This is a genomic window from Paraburkholderia sp. RL17-383-BIF-A (genome assembly GCF_046028015.1).
In the GTDB taxonomy this organism is placed as follows: domain Bacteria; phylum Pseudomonadota; class Gammaproteobacteria; order Burkholderiales; family Burkholderiaceae; genus Paraburkholderia.
Genome location: NZ_JARESR010000026.1, coordinates 41,114 through 53,889, shown reverse-complemented (window position 1 = coordinate 53,889; position 12,776 = coordinate 41,114). Strand labels below are relative to the sequence as shown.

13 protein-coding genes and 1 tRNA gene are annotated in these 12,776 nt (G+C 63.6%); 4 read left to right on the top strand and 10 right to left on the bottom strand.

Annotated features, from left to right (window positions below):
• Nucleotides 1–14 precede the first annotated feature (14 nt).
• The gene (gene ppx, locus P0D71_RS25605) at nucleotides 15–1,640 is read left to right on the top strand and encodes an exopolyphosphatase (RefSeq protein WP_408482718.1); all 1,626 of its coding nucleotides are present in this window, start codon (nucleotides 15–17) and stop codon (nucleotides 1,638–1,640) included.
• Between the two features lie 108 nt (nucleotides 1,641–1,748).
• Here the strand turns inward: ppx and P0D71_RS25600 are convergent, their stop codons facing one another.
• The 5 genes from P0D71_RS25600 to P0D71_RS25580 all read right to left on the bottom strand — a co-directional run bounded on the left by P0D71_RS25600 (nucleotide 1,749) and on the right by P0D71_RS25580 (nucleotide 4,507).
• Nucleotides 1,749–2,561 (bottom strand): GNAT family N-acetyltransferase, encoded by an 813-nt coding sequence (locus P0D71_RS25600; RefSeq protein ID WP_091792616.1) that lies wholly within the window; start codon nucleotides 2,559–2,561, stop codon nucleotides 1,749–1,751.
• Between the two features lie 352 nt (nucleotides 2,562–2,913).
• A complete protein-coding gene (gene sixA / locus P0D71_RS25595) occupies nucleotides 2,914–3,372 on the bottom strand; it encodes a phosphohistidine phosphatase SixA (protein WP_091792617.1) in 459 nt (152 codons plus the stop codon).
• Between the two features lie 252 nt (nucleotides 3,373–3,624).
• Nucleotides 3,625–3,701: transfer RNA gene (locus tag P0D71_RS25590), tRNA-Pro, on the bottom strand.
• A 95-nt stretch (nucleotides 3,702–3,796) separates the two neighbouring features.
• Nucleotides 3,797–3,955 (bottom strand): DUF3309 family protein, encoded by a 159-nt coding sequence (locus P0D71_RS25585; RefSeq protein ID WP_091792618.1) that lies wholly within the window; start codon nucleotides 3,953–3,955, stop codon nucleotides 3,797–3,799.
• 378 nt (nucleotides 3,956–4,333) lie between these two features.
• Entirely contained in the window at nucleotides 4,334–4,507 is a 174-nt protein-coding gene (locus P0D71_RS25580) for a hypothetical protein (protein WP_177204940.1), read from the bottom strand.
• A gap of 189 nt (nucleotides 4,508–4,696) precedes the next feature.
• Here P0D71_RS25580 and P0D71_RS25575 point away from each other — a divergent pair, with 189 nt between their 5' ends.
• Nucleotides 4,697–4,867, top strand: coding sequence for a hypothetical protein (locus P0D71_RS25575; protein WP_177204941.1), 171 nt, complete (start codon nucleotides 4,697–4,699; stop codon nucleotides 4,865–4,867).
• Between the two features lie 348 nt (nucleotides 4,868–5,215).
• Here the strand turns inward: P0D71_RS25575 and P0D71_RS25570 are convergent, their stop codons facing one another.
• Complete coding sequence (locus tag P0D71_RS25570) at nucleotides 5,216–6,583, bottom strand: MATE family efflux transporter (protein WP_408482716.1); 1,368 nt, start codon at nucleotides 6,581–6,583, stop codon at nucleotides 5,216–5,218.
• Nucleotides 6,580–6,888 (bottom strand): DUF2288 domain-containing protein, encoded by a 309-nt coding sequence (locus P0D71_RS25565; RefSeq protein ID WP_091792620.1) that lies wholly within the window; start codon nucleotides 6,886–6,888, stop codon nucleotides 6,580–6,582. Before P0D71_RS25565 ends, P0D71_RS25570 begins: the two co-directional genes overlap by 4 nt.
• A gap of 107 nt (nucleotides 6,889–6,995) precedes the next feature.
• On the opposite strand from P0D71_RS25565, the gene P0D71_RS25560 reads away from it, so the two are divergent.
• Nucleotides 6,996–7,724 (top strand): pentapeptide repeat-containing protein, encoded by a 729-nt coding sequence (locus tag P0D71_RS25560; RefSeq protein WP_408482713.1) that lies wholly within the window; start codon nucleotides 6,996–6,998, stop codon nucleotides 7,722–7,724.
• An 889-nt stretch (nucleotides 7,725–8,613) separates the two neighbouring features.
• Here P0D71_RS25560 and P0D71_RS25555 read toward each other — a convergent pair.
• The 3 genes from P0D71_RS25555 to P0D71_RS25545 all read right to left on the bottom strand — a co-directional run bounded on the left by P0D71_RS25555 (nucleotide 8,614) and on the right by P0D71_RS25545 (nucleotide 11,007).
• Nucleotides 8,614–8,940, bottom strand: a complete 327-nt coding sequence (locus P0D71_RS25555; protein WP_091792622.1) for a hypothetical protein — start codon at nucleotides 8,938–8,940, stop codon at nucleotides 8,614–8,616.
• 211 nt (nucleotides 8,941–9,151) lie between these two features.
• Nucleotides 9,152–9,865 carry a peptidoglycan DD-metalloendopeptidase family protein gene (locus P0D71_RS25550; RefSeq protein WP_408482711.1) on the bottom strand — a complete coding sequence of 238 codons (714 nt, stop codon included), beginning with the start codon at nucleotides 9,863–9,865 and terminating at the stop codon, nucleotides 9,152–9,154.
• A 233-nt stretch (nucleotides 9,866–10,098) separates the two neighbouring features.
• The gene (locus P0D71_RS25545; RefSeq protein WP_408482710.1) at nucleotides 10,099–11,007 is read right to left on the bottom strand and encodes an aldose epimerase family protein; all 909 of its coding nucleotides are present in this window, start codon (nucleotides 11,005–11,007) and stop codon (nucleotides 10,099–10,101) included.
• 645 nt (nucleotides 11,008–11,652) lie between these two features.
• Between P0D71_RS25545 and P0D71_RS25540 the strand changes: the two genes are divergently transcribed.
• Nucleotides 11,653–12,483, top strand: a complete 831-nt coding sequence (locus P0D71_RS25540) for an undecaprenyl-diphosphate phosphatase (RefSeq protein WP_091792625.1) — start codon at nucleotides 11,653–11,655, stop codon at nucleotides 12,481–12,483.
• The last annotated feature ends 293 nt before the right edge of the window (nucleotides 12,484–12,776 follow it).

Below are 12,776 nucleotides of genomic sequence, written 5' to 3'. Positions count from 1 at the left end.
CCGGTACGCTTAGAATGGCGTCTTTGAACAGCGCGGCTGGCCAGAAGGCGCCTAAGGCACCGGGTGGACGACCGGCTCCCCACGCATCTTCCGCCGCCACGCTCGCGCGCATGGAGTCCGCTTACTCGATGGTCACTACGCCACAACTCCTCGCTGCCGTCGATCTCGGCTCGAACAGCTTCCGGCTGATCGTCGGCCGGGTCGAGGAAACCGACGCAGGCAGCCAGATTTATCAGGTCGATGCGTTGCGCGAACCGGTTCGCCTCGCGGCCGGCCTGTCGCGCGACAAGATGCTCGATCGCGCTTCGCAGGTGCGCGGATGGGACGCGCTCAAGCGGTTTGGCGAGCGTCTTCGCGACTTTCATCCCGATCATGTGCGTGCTGTCGCCACCAATACGTTGCGCATCGCCAAGAATGCCGGTGAATTTCTCGGAGAGGCACAAGCTGCGCTGGGTTTTCCGATCGAAGTGATCGCCGGGCGTGAAGAAGCGCGCCTGATCTACGCAGGCGCTGCACACTCCGTGCCTGCGAGCCCTGGCAAACGTCTGGTGGTCGACATTGGCGGCGGCTCGACGGAATTCATCATCGGCTCGCATTACACGCCGATCAAGATGGAGAGCCTGTATATCGGCTGCGTGAGCCATAGCCGTGCGTTCTTCCCGGCCGGCAACGTCGACGAATACACCATGCGCCAGGCCGAACTCGCCGCGGGGCGCGAAATCCAGATCATTTCCGCCGAGTACAAGAAAACCGGCTGGGAACAGGCGATCGGCTCGTCGGGCACCGCACGCGCGTTGGCCGAACTGGTCGAAGCGAACGGCTTCAATGATCCGGGCGTTACGCACGGCATTTCGCGCGGCGGCCTTGAACGGCTCAAGCGCGCGCTCATCAAGGCGGAGAACGTTAATCGGCTGAAGCTCGTCGCGTTGAAGGGCGATCGGGTTCCGGTGCTGGCCGGTGGCCTGTCGATCATGATCGCGGTGTTCGACGAACTCGGCGTCGATTACGTCGACACCACGGACGGCGCGCTGCGTCTCGGCGTGCTGTACGACCTGCTGGGCCGTTCGCAGCACGAGGACATGCGCACGGTGACGGTGGAGGGCTTCATGCGCCGCTACGGCGTGGATCGGGCGCAGGCGGGGCGCATCGGCGAACTCGCGGTGCGCTTTTACGACCAGTTCGCGGAACCCGACGAAGAACGCCGTGCGGAAAACCGCATGTTTCTCGGCTGGGCGGCAGCGCTGCACGAAATCGGCCTGTCGATCTCGCACAGCGCGTATCACAAGCATTCGGCCTATATCGCCAGCAACGCGGACATGCCGGGCTTTTCGCGCACCGACCAGGCGCGGCTCGCCGCGCTCGTGCTCGGTCACGCGGGCAAACTCGGCAAGCTGTCTCAAACGCGCGAAGTGGAGTGGCCGCTGTTGTTCTGTCTGCGCCTCGCGGCGCTGCTGTGCCGTCGGCGTGCGGATGTCGGCTTGCCGGGAATTTCGGTGGCGCAAGTCAACGGCGGTTATGAGGTGCGTTTGCCAAACGAGTGGGTAGCCAACAATCCGCTCACCGACTACAGCCTGATCCAGGAAGCTGCGGAGTGGGAGAAGGTCGGTCTGCCGTATCGCGTGGTCTATACGGACGATTGAACGTTCGAGCTCGTGCATGAATGAGAAAGCCCGGCATGTCGCCGGGCTTTTTTTACGGCCGTTCGTTTCGCCGACGCGCATCAAGGCGCGTCACGTGAGCGAGTCCGCTTAGCGCGGCAGCGCATCGCCGAGGAAATGGCGAGCGTAACGTGCATTGATATCGGACAAACGGAACAGTGTCAGAAAGTCCGCGGTATTGAAGTCGGGATCCCATGCCGGTGCGCCGCAAATCTTGGCGCCGAGGCGCAGATAGCCCTTCACCAGCGGCGGCGGCGCCACTTCGGCGCCCGTTTGCAATTCATCGACCGGCAGCGGCGTATGCGGGAACGCGCGATATTCCGGCGCGGTCAGCGCGTTGTCGCGCAGCGAGCAATACAGGTTCGCCGCGTAGTGGCCACCGTCGACCATCGCCACGCTCGCGCAGCCGAGCATCGTCTCGTAGCCGTTGTGCTTCATGTAGGCGGCAAGCCCCGCCCACAGCGACATGATGACCGAGCCGCTGCGATAGTCGGGATGCACGCACGAGCGGCCCACTTCGACCATCTTGGCGCGCAGGTGCGTCAGGCGCGACACATCGAATTCGCTTTCCGCATACAGACGGCCAATGCGCGCGGCCTGATGCGGCGGCAAGGCGCGATACGTGCCGACCACTTTCAACGTGTCGAGATCGCGCACCAGCAGGTGATCGCAGTAGGCGTCGAATGAATCGACGTCGAGACCCGCGGGGCCCGTCAGACGTGCGCCCATTTCGTCGGCGAACACGCGGTAGCGCAGACGCTGGGCTTCGCGCAGTTCCTCGTCGGTGCGCGCCCATGTGACCTGCAAACGATGCTGGGCGGTGACCGTCTCCTCGGCGCGCGGCAGGCGGCGCGACTCGAAGATGGAAGCGAGGGGCAGGGTAGGCGTCGGCAGTTCTCGCATTGGGGGTCCTGGTCGAAAAAAGGAGAATTCTTTTTTCGCCAATGTAGTAACGCCTGGTGACGCTCGCATGGCAAAGCCATGACGATTGGATGACTGCCCGTAAGCTGTGGGCGCGCGGCTTGTAATGTTGTGCGTGCGTCGGGCGAGTGTTGCTCCCGCGCAAAAGCCGGGCAGCGGGGCGAAGTGTGGGAGCGGTTCGAGCGCAGGGACGATTCAATCCCGGCGAAGTGGGGCAAGCGTGTGATCGATACGGGCGGCGCGGCGAGGGTCGCGAACCGCGTGTGGGTTTTTATGGGCGCGGGCTCGCCGAACCGCGTGGGGTTTTTTAAGGACGCGGGCCCGCCGAACCGAATCAGACCAGATCGGGACTCATTGCGGCGCGCAACACGGCGTGGTCGTCGCCGTCGCGCTCGCGGCTCGCAATCCACCATACGCCGGCTTTCTTGAGCGGCCAACTCGCTTCGCTATTGCCAAGCAGACGGGCGGCCACGTGGCCGAGCGTGGGTTGATGGCCGACGATCACCACCGTCTGCGCGACGCCTTTGGGCCAGCCGGCCGCCTCGAGCACGTCGTCCGCGCTCGCGTTGGGCGCGAGTTCGCGCAGCACGCGATATTGATCGCTCAAGGTCTCGGCGGTCTGGATGGTGCGCACGGCAGGACTCGCGAGCACCACGGCGTCATCGGGCAGCCGGGTACGCAGCCACTTGGCGACGTTTTGCGCCTGCTTGCGGCCTCGGGTGGTCAGCGCTCGCGCGAGGTCGGTCGTGGCGATGTCTTCGGCTTCGGCGTGACGCCAGAGAATCAGATCCATGCGTGTCTCCTTGACTCTGGTTGCGGCGCTTGTGCCTGATGAGGCACGCGCACGGTTTTGATCACTGTCGCATGCGGGCTCGTGAATCCGCAAGGCGATCGGGGCAGACCGTATAAGCGTTGCGGCAAGTCGTCGCGGTGTGACGCGCGTGAGCCGTTGCTTCGTTTGTCGCGCTTTATTTGTCGCGACGCGAACGCCAAAAAGCAAAAACCCGCGAAGCCGGAGGCTACGCGGGTTTCGTGTTGCTTTTCGTGGTCGGAGCGAAAGGATTCGAACCTTCGACCCTCTGATCCCAAATCAGATGCGCTACCAGGCTGCGCTACGCTCCGACGAATCCGAGATTCTACGTGGCATTGGGTGCCAGAGTCAACCACGATTTGCGCCGGACCGAAAACGATTGCTCAGAAACGCGATGCGGCCGCGTTTATATGCGTCCCATCAGCAGCAAGACGATCACGATGATCAGTACGACGCCCACGAGTCCGGTCGGCCGGTAGCCCCAGCCGCTGCTATACGGCCAGCTCGGCAGCGCGCCGATCAGCAGGAGGATGAGCACGATAAGCAGTATGGTTCCGATGGTCATTCTGGTTCTCCCTGTCTGGCCTCGGCCAGTTAGTCTGATTGGTTCGGCGCATTCACGCCGGGACATTCCGCGCGCGATCTGCGCGCTGCTTGCAGACTGAAGAGCAGCAAGGCGTGTGCCTGAGCGGGTTGTAGCGACGAGCGAGCGCGGAACGGCGCTCGGGTGCCGTGCGTCACGAGAGCGCAACGTGCGTGGGGAGTGGCAAGCAGGAAAGATTCGCGCGGCCCGGGCGGATGCGTTGCCGCCGTTACCGCGCAATGGGGCAATATTTCAGTGCGTGGCCGCCGTCGCGCTTGTCTTCCGCGCGCAGGCATGATTGAAATCCGCCCGCAACAGCAAGACCACTGCGGGCGTCATCGTTCGTCAGCCGGTTTCCGTTCAGTGCCGGCGACGCATCCAATGCGGCATGTGCTGATGAGTCAGCCAGTGATGCACCATGCCTTCGCCGTCGTGTTCGCGCCGATACGTTCTCGCTTCGAAAATCGACAATGCGAGTAGCACGAGCAGGCCTATGGCGAGTCCGGTCAGACCCGCGATCGTTTCAGCGTCCATGGCAGCCTCCTATGACATGCGGCGGTGACTTTATAGTAGGTCACGCGCGACAAAATGGCAGGTGCACGCTGTTTTCCGCGGCGTCGTTAAAGGCGCTTTGCGGTTAGACTCTCGGCGCTCGCGCTTGCCGGACTACCGGCGGGCTGCTGCTTTTTTATTCTGCATTCCGCTTCGAGAGACTACCTGTTTATGATCCGCGTTCCGATGCTTGCGTTGCTGCTGATTGCCGGCGTTGCCGGCTGTGCGAACAATCCGTCCGGCCATCACGGCGGTCCGCCGCCGCAAGATCCCGCCGACTATCACGGCGTGCCCACCGACACCCGGCCGCCTACGATGGTGCCTGCACCGGTCGCGCCTTGAGCGTCGACGGAACACGAAATCGGCAAAGAGGAGGCGGGGGATGAATAGCGGAGGCGAAGCACCGGCGCGGGCACGCCGGCGCCTCTGACCCGCGCAGACTGTTCGCGCGGAATGCGCGGGCTGGAATCATTCTAGGGCGCGCGTGGCGGCGGATATGTGTGCGCTTGTTTCAAGCCGTAACCGGCTACCGCGATGCGAAATGAGTGGGGCTTAAGCTGGCCAGCTGGGCCAAGCCGCTTACGCCGCTCAAGCCCTTCGAGCCGATCAAGCCGATCAAGCCGATCAAGCCAGCAAGCCAGCAAGCCAGCAAGCCAGCAAGCCACCACGCCACCACCCCACCTACGCCACCTACGCCGTCGCACCCGCCATGCCGCGCACGACGCCCGGCACGTACCGACCGAGCGTGAGGCCGCGCAGCGCCATGAAGAGGAGCATCGCGGCCCACAAACCGTGATTGCCGTAGAGCGCCAGCAAGGCCCACGACGCCGCCACGAACAGCGTGAACGACACCACCATCGACATCATGAGTTCGCGCGTGCGGGTCGCACCGATGAACACCCCATCGAGCAGAAAGCCCCACACGGAAACCACCGGCGAGAGCGCCGCCCACGGCAGATACATCTCGGCGGTGACGCGCACCGCGGCCTGATTGGTCAGACGTTCGACGATCCACGAGCCCGCGCCCCAATACACCAGCGAGAACCCCAGTGCGCCGAGGCCCGACCACAGCGCCGCCACCTTGATCGCCTGCGTGAATGCATGGCGGTCGCGCGCGCCGATCGCCGCGCCGACCAGCGCCTCCGCGGCGTGCGCAAAGCCGTCGAGCCCGTAAGCCATGAAGGTCTGAAAATTGAGCAGCAGCGCGTTGGCGGCGAGTGTGGTGTCGCCTTGCCGCGCGCCCAGATGGGCAAACCAGCCGAACGACGAGAGCAGGCACAAGGTGCGCACGAAGATGTCGCGATTGAGCACCACCAGCCGCTTGAGTGCAGCCGCGTCGAACAGGGCGGCGCGGTTCAGCGCGGGCAGGCCGCGCGGCCTGCCGTGCCATAACAGCGCGGCGCCGAGCACGAAGCCGAGTGCGTCGGCAGTGGCCGTGGCCGCGCCGATGCCCGCTACGCCCCAATCGAACACATACACGTACAACAGCACGGCCGCGATGTTCACGCCGTTGATAAACACCTGCGAGAGCAACGCGAGCCGCACCTGCTGCGTGCCGAGCAGCCAGCCGAGCACCACGTAATTGCCCAGCGCGAGCGGGGCGGCCCAGATACGCGCGTGGCAATAGAGCCGGGCATTGCGTTGCACCGCGTCGCTGCCGCCGATCACGCGTAAGGCGTAGTCGATCAGCGGCAATTGCAGCGCCAGCACCGTGGCGCCGATCGCGGCTGCCAGCAACAGCGCGCGCACGACGTTGTTGCGCAGTTCGGCGGAGTCGTTCGCGCCGTGCGATTGCGCGACCAGACCCGTGGTGCCCATGCGCAGGAAGCCGAAACCCCAGAACACGAAGTTGAAAAAGAGCCCGCCGAGCGCCACGCCGCCGAGATACGACGCGCCGTCCAGATGGCCGGCGACAGCGGTGTCGACCGCACCGAGAATCGGCTGCGTCAGATTCGCAAGGACAATGGGAAACGCCAGCGCCAGCACCCGGCGGTGCCAGTGGATGGGAACGGCGGGCGCTGCTGCCGACGGGTCCGCGCCGCGCGCGGCATTGCTCAATTGCGTTCCTGCACGCACACCCAAGGCGAGACGACCACCGCCCAGAGGTCCGGGTCGCGCGCGGCGAAATCGGCGGCGGTTTCCGCCTGCACGCGCTCGACGAGGCCCGCGGACAGCCATTGCGTCACCTGCGTGGTGTCGTCGCTGGCGATGGCTTCGGCAACGCTCACCAGGTCGAGGTCGCGCACGACGCGCAGCAGCATGCCGCGCGCAAAAAAGCGTTCGAGTTCGGGCCAGCCGATCTTGGCGGTTTCGGCGAGCAGCTTGGCGTACAGCGGGCTATGGGTGGCGTCGTTGGAAGTCATCGTAAGCGGGATTTGACGGGGTCGTTACTATAAACCGTCGGTGCGGGCCGCCAGCGGGCCCCGCGTTCCGGTAGGCTAGCGGTCTTTCGAAATCGATTCTAACCTTCATGTCACTGGATTCAACGGCGCCGGCTGCGGGCGCGCAAGCGCATATCGTGACCGACGCGACGCTCACGCGTGCCGAGGTCGAGCAACTCATCGCGGCGAGCGGCGCCGGCAACAAGACGCCGCTTCATTTCACCGGCTGCGATTTCGAAGGTGTGGATCTGTCACGACTCGACCTGCGCGGCGCCGAGTTTCATCGCTGCACGATCGTCGAAACCTCGTTTTTCGGCGCGACGCTCTCGCATACCCGCTGGGTCCGTTGCCGCGGCCGCGAGGCGGATTTCGCGTCAGCCGATCTGGTCGACGCGCAGTTTCAGTCGAGTGACCTGAACAACACCAGTTGGCGGCGCGCCAAGCTGGCTTCGGCGTCGTTTCACAGCTGCAAGCTGACCGGCGCCAATTTTGAAGCGTGCGCGGCGCTCGGCTTGAGCTTTGTCGAAACCCTGCTGGTCGGCGCGCACTTGCGCGGCCTGTCGTTTCGCAAAGCCACCCTGCATCAGCTCGATTTCTCCGACGCCGATCTCGCCGGGGTCGATTTCCGCGAAGCGATTTTCGACGGCGGTAGCCTGAAGGACGCGCATCTGAAGGGCGCGCGCTTCGACGGCGCGGACTTGCGCGAAGCCGACCTGAGCGGCGTGCGGCTCGTCGACGCAGCGCTCTTCAAGGGCGCGACGATCTCGCATGCCCAGGCGGCCGTGCTCGTCACCGAACTGGGCTTGCGCGTCATCTAGGCACGGAACTCCAGCCGGCCGATTTTAGCCATTCGGCCAGCTTGAACGATTCGATGCCGCTACTTATGATTTGTTTGATCGACTCATTAATGTGAGTCGATTTTGGGCATCGCAATTTGTCGGTGGATTAACCGATCTCTATATATTCGCCATTCGCGAATGTGTGGTGAAGAAATCAGCTGATTTATTGAGGCGGTGAATGTCCTCCCGATTTTCATTGATTGTCAGAAAGAGTGCGTTGGCGCACTAAAGCTACGCAAGACGCAAAGCGTCCGAAATATGCTGAATGGATTAGCCGAAATCCGCCAGTGGCCTTTCTTCAGCCTTTTAGCAGGCCGGTTCAGGCGGATTCCAGCGCCGCGCGGTGCGCCGGGCAATCCGAGAGTTTTGCGTGGGCTTTACGGCGCGGCACTGCTGGCGTTTCAGTTGAAACGCTGGGCGTATTAAGCCTGTTTATTTCCGACTTGTTTAGTTCACGTAGCGCGGAATCCGTACGCCGTATCACATTGCATGCGCAATTAATATATTGCGCTTGTAAAAGCGGGTTGTTAGATTTCGTTCTGGCGCATGGTGAACCGGTCCTTTGCCGATATGCGCCGAACCCCCGTTAGCCCGGCCTCGTGCCGGGCTTTTTTTTCGTGGGATTCACGTGCGGGTCACTGCGGTTTCATATCAACGGCGGATCATGAAACCTTACTTTTTCTTTCCTGAGTATGACCGCGCTACTCATCTTTCTTGGCATCTGGCCGATCGCGCTCGGCGTGCTGGTCGCCTTCGCCGCGCGCATCGACCCGCGCTCAGGACGCTGGCGCCGCCGCTAATCGCAGCGGCCGCCCGCGTGGCGGCTGGCGCGTTGCCGTGCGTTGTCGTGGGTTGTCGTGGGTTGTCGTTATTGCTTGCAGCGAACCACCATCGAGCGATTTTTCACGTTCGCGCCAAAAATACCGCCCACCGTTCCGCCCGAGGTCGCGCCGTTGTCGACATCTTTCGAAACGACGTCGTAGCCATAGTTGCCGCAGACTTCACCCGCGCGTTTGTAGCACTCGGCCCAGCTCGAGCTTGCGTCGCTGCCGCTGCAATTGATTGCAAAGCCGGTGTCGCCGCTCGGCAGGTAGGTCATGGTGGTGGTGCTGGAGCAGCCGCCGAGGCCGCCGAGCGTCAGCACGCCGAGACCGATCGCCGCAGCCGTCGCGACGGACGCAAATGCGCTCTTCATAGAGGTTCCTTACAAATGACCGAAAAAGACGTGAAGCGAGGCCACGTCGTGTCCTGATTGGGCGTTTTATAGCACGCCGGGTTCCCCTGGCCGCATTGCACGGCGCGTGCCAGATACGGGACCGAGTGAGCGCCAGAGGCGCATACATGATCGGCACAGTCCGGATCGGGACTGGCGAAACCGTCCGCCAGTCCGCGCTTGCGTCCGCCCTCTAGCGAGGCGGCAGCGCCCGCGAAGGGTCGATCGAACGCCCCTGATAGCGCAGCTCGAAATGCAGCATGACACGGTCGGTATCGGTGTCGCCCATCTCGGCAATTTTCTCGCCGCGCGTGACCGATTGGCCTTCCTTCACCAGCAGCACACGGTTGTGCGCATAGGCGGTCAGATACTCGGCATTGTGTTTCAGAATCAGCAGATTGCCGTAGCCGCGCAAACCATTGCCTGCGTAGACCACCGTGCCGGGCGCCGCGGCGATCACGGGCGTGCCCGCTGCCGCCGAAATATCGATGCCCTTCGAATTGCTGCCGTCGAAACGGCGGATGACCGTGCCGTCGGCTGGCCATACCAGCGAGATGGTCGAAGCCGGCGCGGCGGACGGCGAACTGTCCGCGGGCGCCGGGCGCGGAGCCGGCGAAGACGCGCTGCCGTTTCCGCTGCTGCGCACGGCGCCACTGGTCGATGCGGCGCCGCCCGGCGGCGCGACGCGCAGCACCTGGCCGACCTCGATGCTGTCCGGATTGGTCAAATTGTTCCAGCGCACGATGCTTTGCACCGATTGCCGGTTACTGCGCGCGATCTTCGACAGCGTATCGCCCTGTTCCACCCGATAGAAGCCCGGTCCCACCGGCGCCGACCCGCATGCGGTGAGCAAAGCCACCAGCGACGCACCGACGAGCTGCTTCATCATTCTTGTTGTGTTACGCATTGGACCTCGCAAAGCGCTGCCGCGCGCCGATCCCGATCACGCGGCAGGTGGATACAAAGCGTCCGATTCTAACGGTTTTGCGCTGCAACACGCGAAAAGCGGGCAACGCGGGCGGCTCGCGCGGGCCGGCGTGCGGTGAAATGTAGCGACGGTCGAGGCAAAAGCAGGGGTTAAAGCTGGAAGCAAACCCCGCTTCAAATCCGTCCGCGAGCCTCTGGGTGAAATTGCCGCGATCAACCCAGCCTGGTGACGGTGATTCGCAGCGCCGCGACCTCCGTCTGACCCGGTTCGAGCCAGCGCAAGCCCATCCCGTTGTGAATCGCGTCCGGCAGACCGAGCCACGGTTCGACGCAGTAGAAGTCCGACTCCGCGGCTTCGGTCCACGTCGTCACGGCGTACCACGGCACCGAGCCCGGCCGTTGCAGGTCGATCGTGACGAGCCGGTCCAGACCCGGCGCGATGAGCCGCACCGGCTGATCCGGCGTCCCAGTGAGGCAATGGAAGCGGTCATGAATGCGTGCCTCGTCGAGCGTGTAGCGCGCTTCGCCAGCCTCGGCGGCGCTGATCGACCCGTCGTCCTGCTGATAGCGCCGTTCGGTGCGCGGCAGCTCCAGCGAGGTCTCGGCGCGCTGCGTGTGCGGCAGCGTGAAGTAGAAGTGATGGCCGGCGTAGTAGGGCAGACGCGCGTCGCCGGTATTGGTGGTGGTGAAGGTGACGTCGAGCGTGCGCGCATCCGCGAGGCTGTAGGCGGCCTCGAAGCGGAAGCCGAATGGATAGCCGTGACGGGTTGCCTTGCTATCGGTGAGGATCATGCGCAGTCCCGCGCCATGCACGTCGGCGTGGGCTTCGAATGGGAGGTCGCGGGCAAAGCCGTGCATCGGCAGTTCGCGCACCGTGCCTTTGGCGTCACGCCAGAAACCGATCTTGCCGTCGACCCTGTGCCGGCCGAGAAACGGGAACAGCAACGGATTGCCGCCGCGAATCCGCGCGGGCTGGCTCCAGTCGGCGTGCTCCGGCCAATGGATGACTTCTTCGCCGTCGATCGTCCACGACATGAGGCGGCCGCCGGCTTGCGGCGCGAAACGGAGCACGGAGTCGTCCTGGTCGATCTCGAGAATGTCCTGTTGCGGGGAGAGGGGCATGGTCGATGGGCTGATGGGTAAGGGTTTGAGGGCGGACAGTGGTGAGCCGAAGGCCGCGCAAGCGCGGCTTGCGAGCGGCGGTGAACATCGGAAATCGCCGCGCGGCGGCTCACGAAAGGAATGATTTTGCGCTGCTTTCCGCTACGGGGAAACCCTTCTGGGGAAATTGCGGGTGTCGCCGCAAGGGCATCCTTCTGATAATTCGTCTGACTCCCGGGTAACTTCGACGACCCGGCAAGATCGGCTCAGGAGGCTGTATGGATCTCGCAATGGCAATGGGTGTGGCTTTATTCGGCATGTTCGCGGCAAGCACGGTCTACTTCTTCTACAAACTCGAACGCTGATTCGAGCGCTCCGGATTACCTTCTTGTTTCGCCGTCAAAGCGCGGCTCGCGGACGGTTGGTCCGCCGGCTGTCATGACGTTCACGCTAGTGACATAGGGCAGCCTTCCCACGGTGCCCATTCTTTTTCAGGCCCGTAACAACGGTTTCGAGTTGTGACGCGGCGCACAATATTTCTCCGAATGCGGCTCAAACGCTTGGCTCTGACATTGCAGCCAGGCATAATCGGTGCGCCTTTGACGCGCCCGCAGAGCCTTATCCGGCGCGCTAGTCCCCGACATTTTCCTTACAAGGATCCGCCGCGTGAACCTGTCGTTTCTGATCTTCCTGAGCGTGCTGCAAGGCGTCACCGAACTGTTTCCGGTGAGCAGCCTCGGCCATACGCTGCTCGTGCCCGCGCTGTTCGGTATGCATATCGACAAACACGCGCCGCAACTGCTGCCGTTCCTCGTCGCGCTGCATCTCGGCACGGCGTTCGCGCTGCTGTGGTATTTCCGCAAACGCTGGTGTGCGCTGGTGCGCGGTTTCTTTGCGTCGTTCGGTGGCCGCCGTAACGACGACGCGCACATGATGTGGGCGCTCATCATCGGCACGATTCCGGCGGGTCTCGTCGGCCTACTGCTGGAAAAGCGGCTCGAGCGGATTTTCCACGACTTGCGGATCGTGGCGATCGCGCTGATCGTCAACGGTGTGCTGCTGTGGTTCGGCGACCGCCTGCAGCGTACGCGGACGCATCAGGCGCCGGAGAAGCTGAGTTTCGGTCAGGCGTTTTTCGTGGGTCTGGCGCAGATCGGCGCGCTGATTCCAGGTTTTTCGCGCAGCGGCCTGACGATGATCGCCGGTAATGCGGCCGGCCTGACGGCGGAGAAGGCCGCGGAGTTTTCGTTCCTGCTCGGCACGCCGATCATCTTCGCGGCCGGCGTGCTCGAACTGCCGAAGCTGTTCCACGCGCCGGGCCAGCTCGCGGACGCGTTGCTTGGCGGCGTGCTGACGGCGATCGCCGCGTACCTCAGCGTGCGTTTCCTGATGCGCTATTTCGAAGGCCGCGGTCGTCTGGCTTCGTTCGGCGTGTATTGCGTGATTGCCGGTATCGTGTTCCTCGGCTGGTTCCTGCTGAATCCGCAACCGGTCTGATTGTGTTCGCCGTGTCCGTTGCGTGCTGGCGGGCAGGGAGCGATCGGTTATAATCCGGGCCCGGCTCAACCTGCCGGGCCCGTTTGTTTGATGGCTTATTATGGCTTGCCACGGCGCTCGGGCCGGCTCGCGGAACTCTGTCCCGCGCGAGCTCAGATTTCCCGTCTCGGGCACGGTCAGTTAGAATTTCGGTATTCCACGAACTCTGTGGCTTGTCGGGGCACAGCGTCCAATGCCCGAGAGCGGGTTCTCATTGCGGGCGATGCATGCTGTGCGTAGTTGCATCGCCTCAC